The following is a 23,548-nucleotide window of genomic DNA, read 5'->3' as shown; positions in this document are numbered from 1 at the left end:
ATATTATTCTTTTATAATGTCAACAAATAGCCACATTTTTTTATTATAACAAAAAAGTTATTAAATGTGAAATTTATAGTATTTCTTTTTTATTTGTACTATAATATAAGGAATACTAGATTCAAAAGAACGGAGATTTTTATGGGATTTTTAGGCAAAGTCAAAAGAAAAGCCGGCAATTTCAAAGAAACTGCAAGGCGTTCCAAATATGCTAAATACTACAAAAACCTTTTAATTGAAGATAAGGTTATTTTATATGATTCTTATTTTGGACGAGGCATGATTTGTAACCCCTTTGGCATTTTTCTTGAGTTACTTAATAATGACGATTTCAAGGATTATACCCACGTTTGGGTTATTGAAGATAAATATGGAAACGAACCTGTTATGGAGCAGTTTGCAGGAAACAAAAATGTATTTGTTATCGGCAGACACAGCGATGACCATCTTCGCTATTTAGCTTCAGCAAAATATATTATAACTAACGTTTCCTTACCCTTTTATTATTGTAAGAAGCCGGACCAAATATACATTAACACATGGCATGGAACTCCTATTAAGAGTTTAGGTTTTGATATGCCAGACGCACCGGTTACAATTTCTAATGTCCTTAGGAACTTTCTTTCTTCGGACTATATGATTTCAGCCAATCCTTTTTTAACATCTGTATTTCTTGAAAAATACAAATTACAGGGATTATACGAAGGAACAATTATAGAAGAAGGCTATCCTAGAAACGACAGGCTTTTTAATACTGATAGAAAAGCTCTATTATCACTTCTTGGAAAATACGGCTTAGATATTGATTCAAAAAAAGAGATTATTTTATATGCGCCAACCTGGAAGGGCAACGACTATAATCACCCACAGGTTGATGTTAATGAATACATTGATTTTAAGCGGTCACTGGAGTCCTTAATTGACACTGATAAATATCAGGTTCTACTTAAGCCTCATCAGGTAGTTTATAAGGAGCTTAAGAAATCCGGCAGAATAAGCGATTCGCTTATACCTGCTTTTGTAGATACAAATGAACTTTTGTCAATTACAGATGTTTTGATTTCAGATTATTCAAGTATTTTCTACGATTTTCTTGCAACTGGAAAACCTGTTGTTTTCTACATTCCTGATTTGGAAGAATACAAGAATTATCGTGGTTTATACCTTGCTCCGGAACAACTTCCGGGACCTTGTTTAACAAATATTGATGAAATTGGAAAAGTTATTAACAATTTAGATTTTTATATTAACAAATATCAAATTAAATATAATGAAGCAAAAGCTTTTGGTTGTCCAATGGATGACGGCAATGTGGCAAAACGTATTGTTGATGTTGTTTTTTATGGCAGAACATCTGATGCTAACGGCAGGGACTATAATTTAATTAAATGTAGTAACCATAAGAAAAAGCTTTTATTCTTCGGTGGCGGTTTACGAATGAACGGTATTTCCACTGCCCTTAGAACAATGCTTGATTATATTGACTATGACAAATATGACGTAACTGTTTACGCAGGGAATTTGAAATTTCCTGACAGTAAAGAAATGATTTGTTCATTTAATAAAAATCCTAGAATTTTTGCTAGAGTTTCTTACACACCTTCAACGTTTGGCGAAATGATTCGCAATGATTTTCTAAGAGTCTTTGGTTTTTGTAATGGTCTTATGAAAAAGATCTATCCAAAGGCAATGTATGACAGGGAATTTGTAAGATGCTTTGGTACAAGTCATTTTGACACTGTTATTGATTATTCAGGTTATGGTAGTTTCTATTCCATACTTCTTTTAAGTGCTACAGGTGCAAAGAAGTTAATTTGGCAGCACAATGACCTGCTTACTGAGAAGAACAAAGTTGTAAACAACAAGAAACCACACAGTCGTGAACTTCGTGTTGTTTTTTCAACCTATCAGTTTTATGACAAAATCGTTGGTTGTTCAGAAGCCACAATGGAAGTAAACCTTGAAAAAATCGGTTACAAGAATTTGAAGAGAAAATGTACTTATGTTAGAAACGCAGCTAATTTTGACAGGGTACTAAAAGGAGCCAAGGAATCATATAATGAAGAGACTGCTATCAATGCAGGCTTACCGGAGCTTCTTAATAAAGATTTAATTTCTTTTGTTAATATGGGCAGATTATCACCTGAGAAAAATCAGGAAGCTTTAATTAAAGGTTTTGCCAAAGTTAACAAAGAGAATCCTAACACAAGACTTTACATTATAGGTGACGGTCCATTAATGGAACACCTTAAATCTTTAATCAAGTCTTTAGGTTTAAAGGGGAAGGTTATTATGACCGGTAATATGGAGAATCCTTTTATGTTAATGAAAGAATGCAGTTGTTTTGTTCTACCTTCATTACACGAAGGACAACCTGTTTCATTATTAGAAGCAAGATTACTTGGTCTGCCAATTATAATGTCTGACTTTAGCTCTGCTAAATCTTCTTTATTTGAAAACGGACAACTTTTAATTGGTAATAGCGAAGAGGAAATTTATAAAGGTTTAACTACTTTTATTAACGGTCAGGTTCCTACTTGCGATTTTAATTACAAAGATTATAATAAAACTACAATAGAACAGTTTGAGGAAATTATCGGGTAGTTTACGATAACCTGTCACGTAACCCCCATATATAATTAATATAACATTTAACTATTTACTTATTTCAAAGAAAGGACAAGTATTTTACTTGATTATGGTGCAAGTATGGAGAAATATTCAGCCACTATAAAAAATGGGTTTAAATACACTCTGAAGCGAAACATAAAGAAATATACTCAAAACATAAAGATGCCTGAAAAAGATTTAGGTAAAAAACAATACTACTCATTTTTGTCTATACCGGTTCGTGAGCATCATATATTTTACGAAGCTTTCTCAGGACTTGGTGTTCTTGATAATCCTCGTGCCATTTTTCTACAGTTATTGAAAGATCCTGCATTTGAGGATATGATTCATATTTGGTCCATTTCAGATATGGATATGGCAAAAGACAACATTAAGGAATTTGAAGATTTACCAAATGTTCGTTTTGTTAAGCGTGAATCTGAAGATTATTACCGTTATCTTGCCAGCAGCAAGTATCTTGTATCAAATTCAACTTTTGGGTACTTTTTTGTGAAACGTCCTGAGCAAACATACATTAACACCTGGCATGGCGTTCCAACCAAATACATGGGTTACGAACATACTGTTGAACGTGTTGAAAATGCCAGAGGACCTGCAAGAAACTTCTTAGGTGCTGACTATCTTATTTCAGCCAACAAATTTATGACAGAAGTTATGTACAAGCGTGCCTACAAGCTTGACGGTCTGTATGAGGGCACTACTTTGGAAATTGGTTATCCAAGAAGTGATTTACTTATAAATGCAGATATTAAGAAGGTAAAACAAAAACTTGAAGACATTGGTATCAAGACTGACAAGAAAATTATTTTGTATGCACCAACCTGGAAAGGTAATCTTTACAATCAACTTGAATATGATGTTGAAGAGTTTAAAAATACTGTTAAGAAGTTTTCAGAAAACATTGACCAAAGCAAATATAGAATTTATTTAAGAGTTCATTATTTCTTATACAAAATTTTAGCTGAGGATTCTGAATTAAAGGATATTTTAATACCTTTTACAATTGATACTAATGAGCTACTCTCAGTTGTGGATATTTTAATTTCCGACTACTCAAGCATCTTCTTCGACTTTCTGATTACAGGTCGACCAATTGTTTTCTACGTTCCTGACTTAAAGGAATATGAAAGTGGTAGAGGGCTTTATGTACCGGTTAATACTTTGCCGGGAATTGTATCCTCTGATTTAGATGAAGTTGCTTCCTCACTGGATGCAATTTGCAAGAATAGAAAAGAATATTGCGATTTCTACAAACCACAGCTAGATGAAATGAATCGTTGGTGTACTTACAATGATGATGGATTGTCTACTCAGAGACTTATTAACATTATCTTTAAAGACTACACCTATCTATCATCAAGAAATCAGGATATTATCAAAACTTTTGATGAAGGGAAGAAAAAAGTTCTTATATGTGTTAATTCAAAACAAAAGAGCAATGCCTTTTGGGCTGAATTTTATCAGAAGCTTAAGAAATACGATTTTAAAACTACAGACGTAACTGTACTTGTTACTTCTTTTAAAGATTTAGAATCTAAAAAATATTTTAACAATCTTCCTGATGAAGTAAGAGTTTTAGTTTGGTTTGCATTACCATTTGTCATTGAGGCGTCTAAAACTTTCTATGACAGAGAAGCGCTTAGAGCTTTTGGTGATGTACACTTTGATGAAGTTTTAGTTGAAGGTGATATTAATGAATATTTTGCAGACTTTGCAAACAACCTAAATGGCTTATACGAAAAGGAGCCACAGCAGGACTAAATAATAATTACAAAAAAACGGTCAGTATGGATTTTACCAAATACTGACCGTTTTTTACAGCACCATAAATAATGTGCCGGCTGTTATTAATATTGAGCCCATGGCTGATTTGTAAGTAAAGACCTCATAAGAATGAGGCCTTTTTATTATGATTCTTTAAAAATCTTATTTACAACTCTTTCTGTAGCATGACCGTCATCTATGCAACAGAATCTATTGTAAAATTCTTCATATCTGTCTTTATATTTTTCCTGAATTTGGTCAATGTTCTTTATGGCATCTACTACTTCATCATTTGTTAGAAGCATTGGTCCTGGAAGATCATCTTCCATGGATAAATAGAAACCATGTAAAACATCTCTATATCTTTCAAGATCGTAAGTATAATAAAGAACCGGTCTCTTTAAGTTAGCAAAGTCAAAGAATACTGATGAATAGTCTGTTATTAAAATATCTGTTATTAAATACAAATCCGTAACATCATCATAAGCACTTCCATTAACTGCAAACTCACCGTATTTTGACATGTCTAAAGCTTCAACAACTAAATAATGCAATCTAAGCAATAACACATATTCGTCACCGAATTCTTTTTCTAATCTGTTTACATCTAAATCCAAGTCAAACTTAAACTGTCCAATTTCATAGTAATTATCATCACGCCATGTTGGAGCGTACATAATTACTTTCTTGTCGGCAGGAATTCCTAATTTTTCCTTTATCTTTCTAGCACGTTCTTCTCTGTCAGGTGCATATAAAGGATCATTTGCAGGATATCCGTATTCAAGAATTTTTTCTTTTGGATACATAAAGCAACTTTGGAATTTTTCAGTTGAAAACGGATTGTCTGATAAAAGATAATCCCAGTTTTCTTTCTGTCTGTAAAACTTGTCCTTGTAATTTGATACGCCACCTACAACATCGTTTAAGTCAAAAGCCAGTCTCTTAAGTGGTGTTCCATGCCATGTTTCCAAAAGCACTGTATCTTCCCTTTTTGGAACACTAAGTGGCTGTTTCATATTTAGAATCCAATATTTACTTCTATTCATATAATAGAAATATCTAAGACCTGATCTTCTAACTGTTTTATGTTTTCCCGGTATCTTCAAGCCTCTCTTATCCACAGACCACACATAAGTGTATTTATCTCCAAAATGTTCCTGCATGTATTCGTAAATATATTTAGGCTGTCCGGAATAATTTCTTCCCATAAAACTTTCAAAAATTACATAGTTTTCTTTCATTGGCATTTTATTAAAAATATGCAATGCAAAAGCTTTATTTCTGGCCCATTTATTTTTGAACATTCTCTTTAACTTCTTCTTGGCCAGATATCTGTTGCCTGTTTTTTTAACCTTTGCCAAATCGCCCTTTGCCATTGCCTTTATTACAGGCTTTTCAAGAAAATAAAAATATCTTCTTTTTAAATTCTTCTTATCCATCTGGCTACATCTCTTGTAGAATTCCTGGAAGTATTCATTTTCCCAGCACTCTTCTTCCTCTGTATTCCAACGGAGTTTTTTAATTAAGTATAATGTGACGAACTTAGCTTCAATAAGATCAAAATGTCCCTGAATTTCAGGATGTCCCTCAGCTACCTTCTTTGCATTGTCAATTGCCATAAAATAATAAGGCATTGACTCTATCTTAGGTGTCTGTTCGATTGCCGGATTATTATATCTGTCATTATGATGTCTCTTTACATAAATTGCATTTACGTTACTTTTGATTTTCTTTGTTGTACACAAAATCTCTGTAAGCACTCTAACATCTGCGAAACAATACTGTTCTTCATTAAACCTAATGTTATTGTCTGTAAATAATGACTTTCTGTATAATGCACCAAGAACTGTTAATCTTTCCAGTCTTCTAAAATGAGTAAGTCTTGACTCTATGGGATTATCAAAATCATATTTTTCAAGATTTTCCTCTTCCTTTTCAATATCACGCTTTTCCTCAAATGTAACTGTTCCCTGATATGTTCCCTGAACACGACCATAAGCCATGTCTGTATCTTCATCCATTACATCTAATAATTTCTTAATTCCATCATCGTAAATGTAGTCGTCATTATCAAGAAAATAAATATATTCTCCCTGCGCCTTATCCATGCCCAAATTTCTGGCTGCGGATACGCCGGTTTTGCCTTCCAAATAGAATACTTTTAAATTAATTTTGTCCTTGTATTCGTCAATAACCTGCTGGAATTCATCTTTGTCATCCTGTAAATCATCTACAACAAGCACTGTTTCATAATCCTTAAATTCCTGTTCTGAAATGCTTTTGAAGCAGTCTTTTAAATACAATAGCCACTTTCTGTGGGTTACAATTATACTTACCATTTCCATCTCCTACTTATCGCCCTTAGCAGTCATGTCTTTTTTGTTAAGGTCTTCTTTTATCTGTGTAGTTGAAATACCTTCTGTTCTTGGTAAATAAACTACTTCGCAATAATCTTTAAGGAAATCAAATTTGCCTTCCCAATCGCTACCCATTACAAAAGTATCAATCTTGTAGTCCTGTACATCTGAAATCTTCTGATCCCAGTTATTTTCAGGGATAACTAAATCTACATATCTGATAGCTTCAAGTACCTGCTTTCTCTGCTCATAAGTAAAGTAACATTTCTTTTGCTTTGAGTTCCAGTTAAATTCATCTGTTGAAAGCACTACTACTAAATAGTCTCCCATTTCCTTTGCTCTTCTTAAAATATTAATATGTCCATAATGAAGCATATCAAATGTTCCATATGTTATAACTCGTTTCACGTATTCTTCCTCCATTTCTGCATTCGTGTGATTGTATAATCTTAACGAACCCATAGTATCACAACAATTATACTAATTTTCTATTATCATATCCAGCACTTTTTTACTGACGTCAGGTCCGTCTAAATAATTATACTTCTCGTTAAACTTTTTATATTTATCATCAATGACAAAATTGTCAATGAATTTCTTAACATACGCCATTGTTTCCTGCTGATTAAACACTACCGGACCAGGCAACTCTTTCACGTCAAAATAAAAGTCTCTGGTCTTATTTTTGTATTCGTCATAATCTGCCATAAAGAAAACAATTGGTCTTTTCAGATTAGCATAATCAAAGAATACCGATGAGTAATCTGTAATAAGCATATCGCTTATGGCATAAAGAGTGTTTACATCTTCAACTGAAGATACATCATAAACAAAGCCTCTATACTCACTTACATCCAGTTTCTTTGATATAAAATAATGTGCCCTAAATAAAATTACATAATCATCACCAAGTTCTTTGTACGCTTCCTTAAAATCAATATAGTTAGCCAGCTTAAAACCTTCTGCTGCACTGTACTGATTATCCCTGAATGTGGGTGCGTAAAGTACAACTTTCTTATTTGTTGGTATATTTAGTTCTTTCTTTATATTAGTGCATTGGTCTTTTGTAAATTTAAAAAGATAGTCATTTCTTGGATAGCCTGTTGTCAGCACATTGTTCTCTTTAGACACATTTTTCATATTAAATGCCGAAATAAACTTATCTGTACAATACTTAGATGGTGAAATCATGTAAGTTATTTTCTTTGATTCCTCCACATAAATATTTTTCATCTGAGACTTGTTTGTTAATGCGTTTCCCTGCTTTTCCACATCAAGACCAATTTTTTTCAAAGGTGTACCATGCCATGTCTGAACAAAAATCTGGTCAGCCTTAGGTTTCAAAAACATTCTTGGATTTGAATTAAAAATCCAATATTTTGCTTTTGCCAAGGCTCTGTAATAGCCAAAACTTTCAAACTTAACAGCGTTTTTCACATCTGTTCTGTTAGGATTTCTAAGAGACCAAACCAGTGTGTAATCTTTATATTTAGGATTATTTTTCATTTCTTCATACAACGCCTTTGGGTTACACGAAATATTTCTTCCCTGAAAAGACTCAAACACAACCATTTTGTCATCTCTTTTTTCTATGAGCTTTGCCAGAAAATATATAAATCTTTTGTAAAGCAGCATTAGTTTTCTCAGTATGTCTTTTACCTTTTTCATTTAATACCTCCGAAAACTTTCTTTTCCACTCTCTGACAGCTTTCGCCGTCATTGTAAGAGTTAATAATCATATTAACTCTCTCTCGTTCTGCTGCGAAAACATCATTATCTTCTGCCACATTCACCACATATTTTTCCAAATCTTCATAGGAATTAATCTTCTCACCTGGCATGTATTCAAATGGATTATCAAATACAAAACCTCGCTTCTTTCTATATTCTTCAATATCTTCAACTGTAAAAGCAATCGGTCTGTTAAGAAGCATATAGTCAAAGTAAGCTGATGAGTAGTCAGTAATAAGCGCATCTGCATTTCTAAGCAGTGCATACACACTTAGACCTTTCTTCTCAAGTGCCTTTTGTGTCATGAATTTAATGTTGCTGTGCTTTTCTTTGTAAGCATCAGCTTTTTGAAGTGGATGCATTTTTATAACCATCTTAATGTTTGATTTTTTTAATTTCGAATTCAACTCTTCAATCTGAGTTTTCTTTAAAACCGAAACAATATAATCATCATTATATTCTCTGTATGTTGGAAGCCACAAAATTAATTTCTCATTTGGCTTTTTCAACAATTCATCTTCTTTTTTGTTTGGTACAAATAGCTCATCATTTCTTGGATTTCCAAGTATTTGTACCTGTTCCTCATTGCAGCCGAAAATCTTTGCCATAATAGGTTTATACAATGGCGAACTTGCAGCCACAATGGTAAAAAAGTTATAGTCTATTTTCTCTAATCCTTTTTCCAAATTTCCGATTTTCTTCAAAGGTGTGCCATGCCACAAATTAACAACTGTCTGATTTTTACTAGGTTTTATTGGATATTTACCAAAGCAGTAAAAAGCGTATTTTGATTTTAGAAAATACTTAATGCCCTGCTTGTTTCCCACAAATGTAACATTAGTAGGAGCGCTTTCAATATATTTTTCATAATCATTACTGCTTACCACAATCCGGTAATCATCGTTATAGTTCTTTCTTATTAAATAATCATAAAAAGCCTTAACATTATCTCTAAAGCCTAAGTTAGTATAGAAAAATATTAGCTTTTCGTCTTTTTTTATAGCCTTGTTAAACCACGTTAATGGTTTGAAAAAAACTTTTAAAACTTCTTTATTCATTGTCCTACTACTTTCTTAATGTCTTTCCATATAAGGTAGCTCTTAAGCCGTTAGGAATAATACTTACAATACTTCTTGTTAATACACTTGTAAGGAAATTTCCCACAGATATTAATCCTATCTTTTTCAAATGTTTTCTGAATCTGTAAATATGCCTTACATAAGAAACACCGCCACGTCTCTTGTACATTTCACTGCCACCACGCATATACAGGAGATTTTCCTTAACATTATATCCTTTGTAGCCTTTGTTTAACATTGTACACCAAAGATTATAATCCTCGAAAAATCTATAATCCTCATAAAATCCGGCTTCTATTACTGCTGATTTTTTGTACATTACTGATGGATGATTAAAAGGACTTCTGTTTTTTGCAAACATAATTATTTCTTCATTATTCTCAGGAACCACGCGCATGTTTCCGGTGTTACTAATATCTCCCACAAACTCAATTATGTTAGAGCCAACTATATCTGCATTTTTTTCCTTCATTGCCTTCATCTGCTTTTCAACTCTATCAGGCATACTTACATCATCGCTATCCATTCTAACGATTATCTCATTTTTACATTGTAATATTCCATTGTTAAGTGCCTTTGCCAACCCCATGTTATGCTCAAGCCTGTAAACATTGAATAAGCCTGAATAGGTTGTTACAAAATCTGCAATAACTTTATTCAGGCCTTCTGTAAGAGGGCCATCACATACAATTACAAAATCATTAGTTTTTACTGTCTGATTAAGAATGCTGGTAATGGCCTCCTTTAAATATTCAGGTTTTTCTTTTATATAAACTGACATTAGCACTGAGTAATTCTCTGTCATATAAATCACCTATTTCTTATCTATAATTGCTGTCTTCTGATTCTTGTCCACGCCTTCAGTATTATCCTTCATGAACATAATCTTAAAGGTCATTAATATTAACTGAATATCAGTCCAAATCTTATAATGCTGAATATAATACATATCCAACTTCAATTTATCATAAGGTGTTGTGTTATATTTTCCGTATACCTGAGCATATCCTGTAAGCCCTGCTTTTACCTTTAATCTGAAACAAAATTCAGGAATTGTTTCCTCGTACTGTTTTGCGATTTCAGGTCGTTCAGGTCTTGGACCTACAACTGACATCTTACCTGAAAGGATATTAAACACCTGTGGTAATTCATCAAGATGTGTTGCTCTTAATATTTTTCCCACCTTAGTAACTCTGTCATCATCTTTGGCTGCTAAACGTGCGCCGTCTTTTTCGCAGTCAACTTTCATGCTTCTGAACTTTAATATTTTAAAAACTTTTCCATTGACCGTAAGTCTTGGCTGTGTGTAGAAAACCGGTCCTCTGTCCCAAATCAAATCGCATACTGCAACAATCACAGTAATAATAACTGTTGGTATACATAAGATTAAGGCAATGACAATATCAATAATTCTCTTCACAAAAGCCTGTTCCCACTTAAGTCCTCTTATCTTAGTTACCAATAATGGCGAGTCAAATAAATTATTCTGTTCTGCACCAATGACAATAATATCTGATAACTTCGGTGTAATATATGCCCTCTTATCATACATATAACAAAGTTTGATAATTGAGTTTCTTGTTCCACTTGGTATGTCACAAAGCAATACTGCTGAATGTCCCAAAATGGCTTCTTTTATTTTTGAAAAATCTTCATCACAATGAATTGACTCTTTAATGTGATATTTATCTTCTCTTGTTTTGATTTTCTTTACTAAATTATCCGGATCCCTATCACTATATATTAATAACATGTCTTTTGGTGGATATAACCATTTGTAAACCGACATGGCTATTGCCGCCCAAATGAGACAACATAAAATATTATCAAAGCTCATCCCGATAATAGGTGCCGGATTTACTAATTTAAGACTTAACATAGAAATCTGCAAATACATTATTACATTAGTAAATAACAATGCAAGTAATTGCGAGAATACCAAATCCGAATACTTAAGTCTTCCTAACTTAAATGCTCCGTACACCTGACATAACACTGTAAACAATAAAGCATATACAAACAACAGCACCATATGACCTTTAAAGAAAAAGCCTCTGTCCATTCCACCGCTGTAATGATTATCCCAACAATACCAGAATACTATTGTCTGTACAGTTATTACTGTTGCAAGCAACAATAATACTATTATTCTTCTAAACGCTCTTGACTGTTTCATTTTTTCTCCTACAACAACATAAGCTGGCTTGCATCAGTTTCAAAGTCCGCAACGCCAGCTCATAATATTTTATAATTTTACCAAAGCCACTATTATTTGTCAATTTTACCACCCTGACCGTATAATAGGTAGACTGTTATACTTTGTTTTTTTTATAAATATGTAGTATAATTAGACCGAATTTTGCGAACTGTCAGAAACAATTTTTGATAGTTTTTCAACGCATTTTAATTTGAATGAAATATTAATGAATATACTTGAATGAATTATTTATATTTTGCTCAATAAATATGCATTTTATTTCGTATAACAGATACAAACAATTATATGGCTAAAGTTTTTTAATCACTTTTTCAAATAAAGTGATTATTTAGCTTTTACTAAAAATTAAAATGTTACTCTATAAAAGAATTTAGGAGGTACTTATGAGTAAAAAACAAAATTCATTAGATACAAAAGCCGGCTATTACGGATATAGCTCTGAAACAACATCAGCAGCAAATCATGCCAAATCAAACTCCGGTAGTAAAAAGAGTGTAAAGGCTAAAGATCCAACTAAAGGTTCAAAGGCAGGAAAAATCGTCGGGATTGTTCTAGTGCTAATTCAGCTTGCATTGTCAATTACTGATGTTTATTTATTCCTTACTAAAGACTTTGCTTTTATCACACCTACAATAGTTGGTGTAACAATACTTATTCTTCTTGTACTTTTAGGCTTAGTTTTCTTCTTATTACAGAAGTCTAAGAACGCTCAAACATTTGGGAAGATTATTTCAGTTATTGTAATTATTTTATTGGCACTTGCATGCTTTTTCCTTTTCCGTGATTTTTCTAAATTCACTAACGGTAAAAAGCTAGATAATAAACCATTTGTAGTTTTCGTTTCTGCAAATGATACTTTTGGAGAATTTAACAGGAAGTCATTAGGACGTTCTGATACAAATATTTTAGCAGTTGTAAATCCAAAAACTCACAACGTTTTAATGGTTTCAACTCCTAGAGATTATTATGTAGAAGTAAAGGCAAAATGCGTTGCCCCTGATTCATACGACAAATTAACACACGTTGGTTTATATGGAAAAGGCACGGCTAAGAAAGCAGACGGAACTGCTGCTACTGTTAGTGACTGGCAATGGGCAAGTGAGGTTTCATGGAATCCTGGCAATAAAGCTTTAATGGACACATTAAAATCTTTATATGGATTCAAAATTTCAAGCAGCCGTTATCATTATGTAAAGCTTAACTTTACAGGTTTTGCCAAACTTATTGATGCCATGGGTGGCATTACTGTTAAGGTTGATAAACCTTTCAGTACAACAACTTATGCTTCATACGGTGATACTGAAACAAAAGAACGTAAGAAATACACATACACTAAAGGTAACATGAAAATGGATGGTGCCACAGCCCTTACTTATGCAAGAGAGCGTCATTCATTCGGCAATGGTGATATGCAAAGAAACAAAAATCAGGTTAAGGTTATTAAAGCCATTGAGAAAAAGGCATTAAGCGGCACAACATTGCTTCATTATAATAGTATTTTAGATGCTATCGAAAACAGTTTTACAACTGACATGGATATTTCATCATCAATTAATTTATTAAAAGATGGTGGTTCTGACGGTTGGAACATTATGTCATTTGGTGTAATCGGTACTCCTTCAAAAGACTTATGTACTTATACAGGAACATATCTTGCAACTGTTTTACAGGATAAAGATTCTGTGGCAAGAGCTACTGATTTAGTGAACATGACTTTAAATGGAAAAACTACACAGGAAATCAAAAAGCAAATTAAAAAATATAATAAAGAACAAGGAAACTAGGTGAATATTATGAAAAAGATTATTTTAACCGGTGGTGGAACAGCAGGACATGTTACACCAAACATTGCCCTTGTACCTCAGCTTAAAGAGGCAGGCTTTGAAATTAAATACATTGGTTCTGAAGGTGGCATGGAAACTAAGTTAGTTGAAGATGCCGGCTTGGATTACCAGGGAATTTCTTCAGGTAAACTTAGACGTTATTTTAGTTGGAAAAACTTTTCAGATCCATTTAGAGTTTTGAAAGGCTATTTTCAGGCAAAGAAAATTATTAGAAAATTTAAACCTGATATTGTATTTTCAAAAGGGGGTTTTGTTACAGTTCCTGTAGTCTTTGCTGCAGCCAAATACAAAGTTCCTGTAATTATCCACGAATCAGATATGACACCGGGACTTGCAAATAAACTTGCTATAAAGAAGGCAACAAAAGTATGCCATAACTTTCCTGAAACTGCTAAGTATTTAGGCGAGAAAGCTGTTCACACAGGCTCACCTATAAGAGCAGAGTTATTTACAGGAAATAAAATCACAGCTCTTGACATGTGTGGTTTCACTGCAAACAAGCCTGTTATTATGGTAACAGGCGGTAGCCTTGGTGCCGAGAAGGTAAATAAACTTGTTAGAGCTGCTTTACCTGAACTTCTTAAAGATTTTCAGGTTGCACATCTTTGTGGAAAAGGTAAGGTAGATGAATCTCTTAATGGTACAGAAGGTTATGCTCAGTTTGAATATATCAGTGAAGAAATGAAAGATTTCTTTGCAATGGCAGACATAATTATATCAAGAGCCGGTGCCAACAGCATTTGCGAGATTTCAGCATTAAACAAGCCTAATATTCTGATTCCACTATCTGCTAATGCAAGTCGTGGTGACCAGATATTAAATGCTAACTCTTATAAGAAGCAGGGCTTCAGTGAAGTTCTAGATGAAGATGTAGCCACAAAAGATGATTTGATTTCAACAGTACATAAAGTCTTTGACAACAAGGACACATACATTGAAGCAATGTCAAAATCATCAGGTACAGGTGGTGTTGAAAAAATTGTTGGCTTAATAAAAGATTTGAGCAAATAAAATAATATAAATAAAATATAAGCCCTATGTTAAAACTGATATGCATACAATAATTTAACTTCATATCAGAATATAACATAGGGCTTTTTTATTAATAACTATTTCAATATTTCTTTAACCTTTGCGGCAATTTTTTCTAAACCTTCTGTGTCCTGTGTGCCAGGTGTCCACTTAATGTTTGCATCATCCTCATCATATCTTGGAATAATGTGAATATGCAAGTGGAACACTGATTGGCCTGCTACTTCTCCATTGTTCTGTAAGATATTGATACCCTTACAACCTGTTGCTTCTTTAAGGGCTGTTGCCACTTTCTTTGCAACAATGTGAGCATGTGCAAGTGTTTCATCATCAATCTCAAACACGTTTGCTGCATGTGTTTTTGGTAAAACCAAAGCATGTCCTAATGTTGCCGGACCTGCATCAAAAATCACCTTTACCTTGTCATCTTCATATAGCGCAGTGCTAGGAATTTCTCCTGTTGCTATTTTACAAAAAATACAATCACTCATGTTATGCCTCCTAATCTTTTTTATAATTTTATCATATATAATTAGGGTGTCAAAAGCATCCCAATATTTTTTCTACTATAAATTAAAATATCTGCCTCTGTCTTTGATGCGATATAGCAAAAATCCCATTGCCACACCAATTAATGCTCCGCCAAGATGCGCCATTACATCCACACCTTCTTCCATATTTCCAAATACCATCAAAACAAATAAAATAATAAGTCGTGGTGCAGATACCTGTCCCATTCTTTGTCTGTTTTTGAAAATCATAACAAGCATAACTCCGAATATTCCAAATATTGCGCCTGAAGCACCTACGCTAACAACAGCTTCTCCTAAACTCATTTCAATTAAAGCCGACAATACCGCGCCACCTATACCACTTACAAAATAAGTAATCAGATACTTAATTGGTCCATATTCTTTTTCAATCTGATAGCCCAATATTCCAAGCATAAACATATTATTTGTTATGTGGTTGGCGCCTGAATGTACAAACATATGGGTTATCAATCTGTACCACTGGCCATCTTCCAAAACAGCCGGCCAGTACATTGCGCCATGTTCATATAAAAACTGAGTATTTTCAGTGCTGCCTGTGAACTCCATTACTAGAAACACAGCAATATTTATAATTATCAAAATTGTTGTCACTATTGGTATGTTCTTCTTATTCATAGTTTTATTTCCTTATTTTTTCTTTGTTTACTTGATTTCTTACTTTTCCAGTGATCTATTTTCTTATATATTTTCTTACTTTCTCTGGTATTTAATTTACTTATCTAATGTCCTGCTTTATTCTTTCCCTTAATTTTCTTTTCTTCTTTAAGTCTCTTTCTAATGTACTTAAATGCCTCGTCCTCACCGGCTTCTGCAGTCATAACAAGCAATTTTTCAATTTCATCCCTTGTTTTTAAATTAATGCTTCTGTGAGGTTTTCTTCTGCTAAAATAGTCTAAGGGATCCGTCTGTTTATATTTCTTGCCATTGTATATCTTGCTGGCAGCCAATCTGTCGCAATACATCTCAGCCACATAATTGTAAGGCATTTCCACCGGTTCATTTCTATGGGTTTCAATATTGTAATCCACCCAATATTCAAAGTGGTGACGATTACGTCCTTTGTGGTGCATCCAAGCCTTTGAATATCCGAAAACTTCCCTTTCGCCCTCGTTAGGACTTCTGTGTCCTGTATAAAACTTAACTCCCGGAATAAATTCTGTTGGCGTATATTTAGACAAGTCATGTCTAAGTCCCTGCCACAATATACCAGCTTTTTTACAATGTTTAATTACCTGATGTCTGTGTCTTGTTATTGTACAAAAATGACCTGCCAGCCTTTGAAAAAAGTTTCTTTTTTCCATTTGAATATCTCCATTTTTATTTTCTTTTAACTCCAACGAGTGTCCATATTTGAATATTATTTATGATATCTCACCTATAATATAATCTACAAATAACTTAGCAATGTCTATGTCACAAACGCTGTAAAGCATTCTTGCTCCCACTGCGTCCTCAATTTCATTAAACACAGCCTTCCCATTATGAAATGTAAAATCAATTCCACCATAATCAATTTGGAATTTGTTTAAAATCTGCTTAACCATGGCAATTTCATAATTATTTAAATTATATTCCCGGGCACTTCCACCAAGACTATAATTGCTCTTAAAGCTTTCTTTTGAAGTTCTTAAAACAGCCTTAACAATTTTGTTTCCTATAACATATACCCTAACATCTTTTCCAATGTCGGAGCAAAGTTTTTGGATAACATACTCGTCCTTTATCTTAGAAAGTGCCTGTTTCTTCTCATCTTCATTATGTACTAAAAACACCTGACTTCCACCATGTCCACAGCAACTTTTGATTACATAAGGATAAGAAAAATCCTGTATGCTTTCATGGCTACCAATTACTTCTCCCTGATAAATTATTGGTAGAAAAGGAACTATGCCTTCCAAATATTTGTAATTTTTGCCTTTGTTATTAGCGATGTCTGTAACCATGCTGTTATTAAAAACTCTTATTTCTCTTTTCTCAAGAAGTTCTGCAATGTAGGAATTTCTGCTTCTGTTTATTGCAAAATCAATGTTTGCATTCTTTACAAACACCTCTGGTTTATCAATTTCTTCTAAAATAACCAGCTTAAGTTCAACATTATATTGGTCGAAATCTTCCTTAAGCATTCTGATAAAACCTTTATTTTTTTCTGCATCTTCTCTTGAATAAATCACCCAGCCAATGTTGCTCATTTTTTGGAATATTCCCTCCTATATTAATCAACTAATTTTAAGTTTCTATTAATAAATTGAATCTTTTTCTTATTTACTTCAAATATAAATCTTGGCTTACTAATATGTTTAGCATCAATTTTCCACTCATTTAATTTCAATGCTAATCTTTAATACTTTTAACAATATAATCTAAAATACTCTCCGCTACATTCACGCCTGTGCAGTCATATATGTTTTTAAAGTGAGCATTGGAGTTCACCTCGCAAAGAACCGGTTCTCCCTCTTTTCCAAACATGATATCCACACCTGCAAAATCTAAATTAAGTTCGCGGCATACATCTATAGCCATCTGTGCCTGCTCTTTAGTTGGTGTGTACTTTTTCATTTTACCACCGTTAGTTATGTTGGCGCGGAAATCATTTTCATTTACACGCTCCATTGCCGTAACAATTTCATCACCTACAACGTGTATTCGAACATCTTTACCCTTAGAACTTTCGATGAACTCCTGCATAATAAACTCATGATGCCCGATTTCTTTTATTTTATCAACTGCTTCATAATAGCTATTTACCAAATATACCTGTTCACCAAAAGAACCTTTGTTTTCCTTAATCACCATAGGATAGCCGAGGCTTCCTTCAACCTGAAGTAAAAAAGTATAATCTTTATATTCCTTATCAAATGTCATTGGTGCAATAAAAGTTTTTGGCATTTTTATGTTTTTGTTTTTTAGGCGGATAAAAGTTAGCGCCTTGTCATCGCATGCCTCAATTCCATCTGCATTATTAAATACCCTGAAGCCTTCTCTCTCAAGCATTCTTGCCAAATTGACATCCTTATCCCAAAACAAAACAAATTCCGGTCTTTCTCTCCAGTTTATATTTTCAGGATCTGCCGGAATAATTGAATCAAGCTGGTCATTAGGCAACTTTTTCAAATTAATGTTTCTTTCCTTTGCTGCTTCAATTAACCAACTATATATTTCTTCAAACTTTTCACTTTTTAAATATCCATTTACTACCAACCAAGCTGTCTTCATATTGCCCTCCTACATTTGCATTTTCCCTTTAACAGCAAAGAACGGTTAAGGCCCCCTTGCCATTAACCGTTCCGGACTGAAAAATATGTTAGTATACTTATGAGTCTTAGGAGAGACTTATAAGTAATAGGTACTACCCTTTAATTATAACAAATTCTTATTTTTTATCAACATACTTTTGCTTTTTACCTTTAACTTATTGACCTTTTATGCTAGAATTATGTAAAGATTAGCTTTTAGGAGGCGACAAATGCGCGATACAAAACAAACAATGAACAAAAATATAACATATATCGTTATATTTACAATAATGATTATAGTTGTTGCATTACTAATAATTTTTATACCAAAACTTAAGAATAAAGATACTAGCAGCAGCAATTCATCACCTGATTCAGTATCTGTAATGTCAACAGAAGGTTCACAGGATGAAACACTTAGTAAATCCATTAAGAATTTAACTGATGTTAAGTTTGGCAGTAAACGTAAATCTATTTCTTCTTATGAAAAGAAACAGAAAGGTACTCAGGATGGTTCATACGCAGCTTCTTCAGATGGAAAAGTTGCATATCTTACATACAAATTCAGCGAGAAGAATCCACCTGAATACTTTGGTGCACAAGTTCTTCCTACTGATTCTAACGCTCTACTTCAGTATGTACTTAACGAAAAAGGTAAGCTTTATGAAGTGCGTTTACAGTATGGCAAACTTTCAAAGGATTCTTATGATGCTATAGTTTCTAACATTTCAGGTACATACGGAAATTATACATTTGCAAGAACATATTCAAATGGTTCCGCTGAGCATTGGTGGAAAACAAAGAGTATTACACTTATAGCATATTACCAAAGTACAAGTGTAAGTGTTTATCTCAGAAAAAATTAATTAACATGACACCAGACAACTCTTTGCTTATGCTTAGAGTTGTTTTTATTTGAAAGGAAGGTTTCTATGTCTTATTCAGATTATGTACAGGCAGCTAAAATTGGGAAAAAAGACTATCAGTCAAAACTTATGGCTGGAGAAAGTCCAACTCTTGAAGTTCTTGATGATATTTTGCATACAACCAAAAGTTACAGAGAAGTATCTCTTGGGTTAGTTCAGATTCCATTAGCCCAGGTGGTAGGTACCAAAACTGCCGGAAGAAGCAATTCTTTTTCCAGCAACTTTATGCCTATTCTCGACCCTAATTCCGAGTTTGCTTCCAAGTGGATGACACTTTCCACAGCCCAACAGGAAGAAGGAATTACCGATCCTATTATTGCTTATGAATACATGAACAAATTCTATGTTTTAGAAGGAAATAAACGTGTCAGCGTTTTGAAATACTACGATGCAGTTTCCGTAATGGGACAGGTAACAAGAATTTTACCGAAAAAAACAGATGATTATGATGTTAAACTTTATTATGAATTTGTTGATTTCTATAGTTTGTCAGAAATCAATTACTTATATTTTTCAAAACTAGGAAGTTTTGAAAAATTGCAAACTGTTGTAGGCAAAAAGCCTGGAGAAGTTTGGAGCCATAACGAAAGAATAGATTTTCGCTCGCTGTTTCTAACTTTTAAATCCAAATATGATGAAATCGGTGGCGAAAATCTTAAGGAAATCACTTGTGGCGATGCTTTCCTAGCGTTTACACAACTATATGGCTATAAAGAACTTTTAGAAATGTCAGACAGTGAATTAACTAAATTAATTAATTCAAATTTCTCTGAGTTTGAGCTTATGTCAGATACCGAAGTTGACTTAAGAATGACTGCTTCAACCAAAAAAGCTTCTGTTTTAACAAAGCTTTTGACACCGGGTGCAAAGCATTTGAAGGTAGCATTTATTTATGAAAAAACTTCAGCATCCAGTGCATGGACCTATTCCCATGAGTTAGGTAGATTGCACCTTAACGAAGTTTTTCCTGATGATGTAACTACCGTATACTATGACAGTATTAATTCACACAATATTGAAGAGGCAATTGATGATGCCATTGCCAATGGCTGCAATGTAATATTTACAACATCGCCAACTTTTTCTCAGGCAAGCTTAAAGGCTGCAATTGCTAATCCAAAAATTACAATACTAAACTGCTCACTGCATGACCCTCATACTTCAATGAGAACATACTACGCAAGAATGCATGAAGCTAAATTCATTATGGGTGCAGTTGCCGGTTCAATGGCAGCGCATGACAAAATTGTATACATTGCCGATTATCCTATATACGGAACAATTGCCAATATTAACTCATTTGCACAGGGTGTAAAAATGACCAATCCAAGAGCAAAAATTCATCTGCTTTGGAGCTGTTTAAAAGACGTTGACGTTGAAGAACAGATTAAACAATTACAGCCTGACTGCGTTTCCGACAAAGATTTGTCTGTTCCAGAAGCCGGAACAAGATACTACGGTTTATACATGTCATATCCTGACAGTATTTGGAATCTTGCCATTCCAATATATAACTGGGGAAAATTCTATGAGCAGCTTATAGAAGCCATTCTTAATGGTACATGGAAAGCAGATGACTCAAAGAATGTAAAGGCAATTAACTACTGGTGGGGCATGGCTGAAAACGCAATTGAAGTAATTAGTTCTCCATGGTTACCTGAGGGCATTAAAAAATTAATAAATCTATTAACAAAAACAATTCGCTCCGGTGATTTTAATCCATTTTCAGGAATTATTTATTCACAGGACAAAACAATAAAAAATGGTGAAAACCAAACTCTCTCACCAAATGACATTATTACAATGGACTGGCTTTCGGACAATATTATCGGTGAGATACCTGTTATTGATGAACTTGAAGAAGAAGCAAAACCTGTTGCAATGCAGCAAGGTGTAAATCAATAACCAAAAGAAACAATGGGGTTTCTTAAAAATAAGTTCGGAGGACTAATATGAAGATTTTATTTATATCAGACGAGGAATCCAAATACTACTGGGATTATTACTCACCTGATAAATTAGAAGATATTGATTTGATAATATCTTGTGGTGATTTGGCTCCACAATATTTGTCATTTCTTGTAACACTATCTCACGTTCCAGTTCTTTACATACATGGTAATCATGACGAATGTTATCTTTCAACACCTCCAGAGGGATGCGTGTGTATTGATGACGATTTGATTGTCTACAACGGAATTAGAATAATGGGACTTGGTGGTTCAATGCGTTACCGTCCGGGAACTTTCCAGTTTACAGAAAGACAAATGAGACGCCGCTACACCAAACTTAAGCGTAAGCTTTTCCTGAAAGGTGGTGTTGATATTTTGGTTTGTCATTCACCTGCCAAGGGAATTAATGATGGAGAAGATTTGCCGCATACAGGTTTCAGTGTGTTTAAGGAAATTATGACAAAATATAAACCAAAATATTTTGTGCATGGTCATGTTCATAAAGCATACGGTCACGAATTCAAACGCTACGACAAATTCGGCAACACAATTATCGTTAATGCCTGTGAACGCTGCGTAATAGATTACGAAAAATAAAGATGTGATAATTCACTTTAATGTTTAAATCTCAGATTATATATCTGATTAAACCGGTGAATTATCACATCTTTTTTATTTGTTTTTATTTTTCTGCAATACTAATATGCAAATATACACACCTATTATCATAAGCGGTACAAATGTTATAATTTTCAATGCTTCAAATCCCACAACTGCTGCTATAACCTGAAAAGCAATAGCTATAATTGTTTCAATGGTATTTTCAGAATGTAAAATCCAAATTATATTAATGCCCGCTATAAGTCCTAAAACCAACATAATAATTGAACACCATACAAATTCATATGTAGAATTATATGTAAGACTTACCTTTGATTCAATCTTATAATTTAAATACTGTGCAACTATTACTGCAACTGCTAAAATTAAACTTGATAATGTAGTTTTAGCTTTCATAACTCTTCTCCTTTCATTCTCATTTGTATTATTAATTAGTTTTTAAACTAATATAATCTACCACCCGTTCAATATTGTTTTACTTATACTGAATCCACATTGCCGGACGAATGTTAATATTCTGGCTTGATACCTCGTAACCATAATCCATGACCTTGCCGTTAGATACAAACTGAGCTGTATTGTCGCTGATACCCGCATCAATAAGCCACCAGTCTCTTGTATAATTACTTAAGATTTCTTCATATCTGTTTGCCTGCTCAGCATTAAGCATGAACAACTTATCTGTTGTTTCCTTTCCACCCTTTGTCTTAGACTGACTATTAAGGGGAATTGAAATCCTTGTTTCTAATATTTTTGACTTCTGACTTTCAGAGAATGTTTCATCAATAAAATCACTATTTAAGAATTTTCTAAGAGATGACTTTTCCCATGTTACGCTAATATTTTCATCATTGTATGCATATCCTGGAATTGGTTCTGACTTAACCAAAAATGCTTTTCCCTGTTTTTTCTCAAGAATAAGCCACTTATACTCTCCAAAAAGTATACTTGTGCCAACCTCAGACTTATCAATATTGTTAAGTTCCAATTCACACAACTGAGCTTCGGAATCTTTATAATCTCCCAAACTTCTCAATGTATTCTTTGCGACTTCGTATTCATCTTTCTTTTTGCAATCTATGCCATATTCATATTTGCTTAAAGTTGCTCTATCCTGACTGTCCTTGTAAGACTTTAAATTATTGAACATCTTATAGGACTTTTCATAATTGCCAACCTTTTCATAATATGAAGCTCTAACATATCTTCCCTGTTTTGTCTGAGAAAAAATTACTCCTCCAATTCCAACAACTATTACTACAAGAATAATTCCTAAAACTATTTTTCGGACAACTCCGTTACTCTTCTTCTCTTCTTCCTGAAAATTATCAGGTTTCTTTTCATTCTTTTTGTTAGCATCAGCCTTTTTCTTAAATTCTTTTGCCTTAGCCTCTGCCTCTTCAGCTAACTTAGCCGAGTCCTCATAGTCACCCAGCTCTCTATATTTCTTAGCTATTGTTCCGTAAATTTCTGCTCTTTCCTTGTCTCTTGTCAGACAATTAACAGCCTGTGTCAGTTCTTTCGCTTTCGCATACTTTTCTTCGTCAGTCAACTTAACTTCTTTAACTTTTGTTTTTGCCGCCATATATACCTCCGTTTTATCTTT

Annotated in this window: 20 protein-coding genes; 7 read left to right on the top strand and 13 right to left on the bottom strand. The window is 33.5% G+C overall.

Annotated features, from left to right (window positions below; all coding sequences use genetic code 11):
• Window positions 1-141: 141 nt before the first annotated feature.
• Entirely contained in the window at window positions 142-2,604 is a 2,463-nt protein-coding gene (locus ACZM4J_RS05235; RefSeq protein WP_412622767.1) for a CDP-glycerol glycerophosphotransferase family protein, read from the top strand.
• 105 nt (window positions 2,605-2,709) lie between these two features.
• A complete protein-coding gene (locus ACZM4J_RS05230) occupies window positions 2,710-4,392 on the top strand; it encodes a CDP-glycerol glycerophosphotransferase family protein (protein ID WP_412622765.1) in 1,683 nt (560 codons plus the stop codon).
• Between the two features lie 146 nt (window positions 4,393-4,538).
• On the opposite strand, the gene ACZM4J_RS05225 is transcribed toward ACZM4J_RS05230, so the two are convergent.
• The 6 genes from ACZM4J_RS05225 to ACZM4J_RS05200 all read right to left on the bottom strand — a co-directional run bounded on the left by ACZM4J_RS05225 (window position 4,539) and on the right by ACZM4J_RS05200 (window position 11,738).
• Entirely contained in the window at window positions 4,539-6,734 is a 2,196-nt protein-coding gene (locus tag ACZM4J_RS05225; protein WP_296964692.1) for a CDP-glycerol:glycerophosphate glycerophosphotransferase, read from the bottom strand.
• 9 nt (window positions 6,735-6,743) lie between these two features.
• Window positions 6,744-7,160 carry a glycerol-3-phosphate cytidylyltransferase gene (gene tagD / locus ACZM4J_RS05220; RefSeq protein ID WP_117999977.1) on the bottom strand — a complete coding sequence of 139 codons (417 nt, stop codon included), beginning with the start codon at window positions 7,158-7,160 and terminating at the stop codon, window positions 6,744-6,746.
• Between the two features lie 72 nt (window positions 7,161-7,232).
• Window positions 7,233-8,420, bottom strand: coding sequence for a CDP-glycerol glycerophosphotransferase family protein (locus ACZM4J_RS05215; protein ID WP_412622763.1), 1,188 nt, complete (start codon window positions 8,418-8,420; stop codon window positions 7,233-7,235).
• Complete coding sequence (locus ACZM4J_RS05210) at window positions 8,417-9,541, bottom strand: CDP-glycerol glycerophosphotransferase family protein (protein WP_412622762.1); 1,125 nt, start codon at window positions 9,539-9,541, stop codon at window positions 8,417-8,419. The genes ACZM4J_RS05215 and ACZM4J_RS05210 overlap by 4 nt, the downstream gene beginning before the upstream one ends.
• Before the next feature lie 7 nt (window positions 9,542-9,548).
• Window positions 9,549-10,367, bottom strand: a complete 819-nt coding sequence (locus tag ACZM4J_RS05205; protein WP_412622760.1) for a glycosyltransferase — start codon at window positions 10,365-10,367, stop codon at window positions 9,549-9,551.
• 9 nt (window positions 10,368-10,376) lie between these two features.
• Window positions 10,377-11,738, bottom strand: a complete 1,362-nt coding sequence (locus tag ACZM4J_RS05200) for a sugar transferase (RefSeq protein ID WP_022165139.1) — start codon at window positions 11,736-11,738, stop codon at window positions 10,377-10,379.
• A gap of 425 nt (window positions 11,739-12,163) precedes the next feature.
• Here ACZM4J_RS05200 and ACZM4J_RS05195 point away from each other — a divergent pair, with 425 nt between their 5' ends.
• Both ACZM4J_RS05195 and murG read left to right on the top strand, forming a co-directional pair.
• Window positions 12,164-13,564 carry an LCP family protein gene (locus ACZM4J_RS05195; RefSeq protein WP_412622758.1) on the top strand — a complete coding sequence of 467 codons (1,401 nt, stop codon included), beginning with the start codon at window positions 12,164-12,166 and terminating at the stop codon, window positions 13,562-13,564.
• Between the two features lie 9 nt (window positions 13,565-13,573).
• Window positions 13,574-14,635 (top strand): undecaprenyldiphospho-muramoylpentapeptide beta-N-acetylglucosaminyltransferase, encoded by a 1,062-nt coding sequence (murG, locus tag ACZM4J_RS05190; protein ID WP_022165141.1) that lies wholly within the window; start codon window positions 13,574-13,576, stop codon window positions 14,633-14,635.
• A gap of 98 nt (window positions 14,636-14,733) precedes the next feature.
• On the opposite strand, the gene ACZM4J_RS05185 is transcribed toward murG, so the two are convergent.
• The 5 genes from ACZM4J_RS05185 to ACZM4J_RS05165 form a co-directional block, all read right to left on the bottom strand.
• On the bottom strand, window positions 14,734-15,147 hold the full coding sequence (locus ACZM4J_RS05185; protein ID WP_302689948.1) for an HIT family protein: 414 nt from the start codon (window positions 15,145-15,147) through the stop codon (window positions 14,734-14,736).
• Window positions 15,148-15,222: 75 nt separating this feature from the next.
• The gene (locus ACZM4J_RS05180) at window positions 15,223-15,825 is read right to left on the bottom strand and encodes a rhomboid family intramembrane serine protease (RefSeq protein WP_022165143.1); all 603 of its coding nucleotides are present in this window, start codon (window positions 15,823-15,825) and stop codon (window positions 15,223-15,225) included.
• A 104-nt stretch (window positions 15,826-15,929) separates the two neighbouring features.
• Entirely contained in the window at window positions 15,930-16,511 is a 582-nt protein-coding gene (locus ACZM4J_RS05175) for a DUF5662 family protein (RefSeq protein ID WP_412622756.1), read from the bottom strand.
• Window positions 16,512-16,571: 60 nt separating this feature from the next.
• Window positions 16,572-17,399 (bottom strand): ATP-grasp domain-containing protein, encoded by an 828-nt coding sequence (locus tag ACZM4J_RS05170; RefSeq protein ID WP_412622754.1) that lies wholly within the window; start codon window positions 17,397-17,399, stop codon window positions 16,572-16,574.
• Window positions 17,400-17,541: 142 nt separating this feature from the next.
• Window positions 17,542-18,423, bottom strand: a complete 882-nt coding sequence (locus ACZM4J_RS05165; protein ID WP_303000133.1) for an ATP-grasp domain-containing protein — start codon at window positions 18,421-18,423, stop codon at window positions 17,542-17,544.
• Window positions 18,424-18,673: 250 nt separating this feature from the next.
• On the opposite strand from ACZM4J_RS05165, the gene ACZM4J_RS05160 reads away from it, so the two are divergent.
• The 3 genes from ACZM4J_RS05160 to ACZM4J_RS05150 all read left to right on the top strand — a co-directional run bounded on the left by ACZM4J_RS05160 (window position 18,674) and on the right by ACZM4J_RS05150 (window position 21,918).
• Window positions 18,674-19,309: a hypothetical protein gene (locus ACZM4J_RS05160; RefSeq protein WP_412622752.1), complete on the top strand. Its 636-nt coding sequence runs from the start codon at window positions 18,674-18,676 to the stop codon at window positions 19,307-19,309.
• 66 nt (window positions 19,310-19,375) lie between these two features.
• Window positions 19,376-21,274, top strand: coding sequence for a BMP family ABC transporter substrate-binding protein (locus ACZM4J_RS05155; protein ID WP_302689952.1), 1,899 nt, complete (start codon window positions 19,376-19,378; stop codon window positions 21,272-21,274).
• Window positions 21,275-21,321: 47 nt separating this feature from the next.
• Complete coding sequence (locus tag ACZM4J_RS05150) at window positions 21,322-21,918, top strand: metallophosphoesterase family protein (protein ID WP_022165149.1); 597 nt, start codon at window positions 21,322-21,324, stop codon at window positions 21,916-21,918.
• Between the two features lie 75 nt (window positions 21,919-21,993).
• Here the strand turns inward: ACZM4J_RS05150 and ACZM4J_RS05145 are convergent, their stop codons facing one another.
• Both ACZM4J_RS05145 and ACZM4J_RS05140 read right to left on the bottom strand, forming a co-directional pair.
• Complete coding sequence (locus tag ACZM4J_RS05145) at window positions 21,994-22,338, bottom strand: hypothetical protein (protein WP_412622749.1); 345 nt, start codon at window positions 22,336-22,338, stop codon at window positions 21,994-21,996.
• 79 nt (window positions 22,339-22,417) lie between these two features.
• Window positions 22,418-23,527, bottom strand: a complete 1,110-nt coding sequence (locus tag ACZM4J_RS05140; protein ID WP_412622748.1) for a DUF6273 domain-containing protein — start codon at window positions 23,525-23,527, stop codon at window positions 22,418-22,420.
• Window positions 23,528-23,548: the final 21 nt, after the last annotated feature.

It is taken from the genome of Eubacterium sp. (assembly GCF_057858645.1).
The sequence above is the reverse complement of the archived record's forward strand: the minus strand, read 5'-3'. Positions and strand labels throughout refer to the sequence as shown.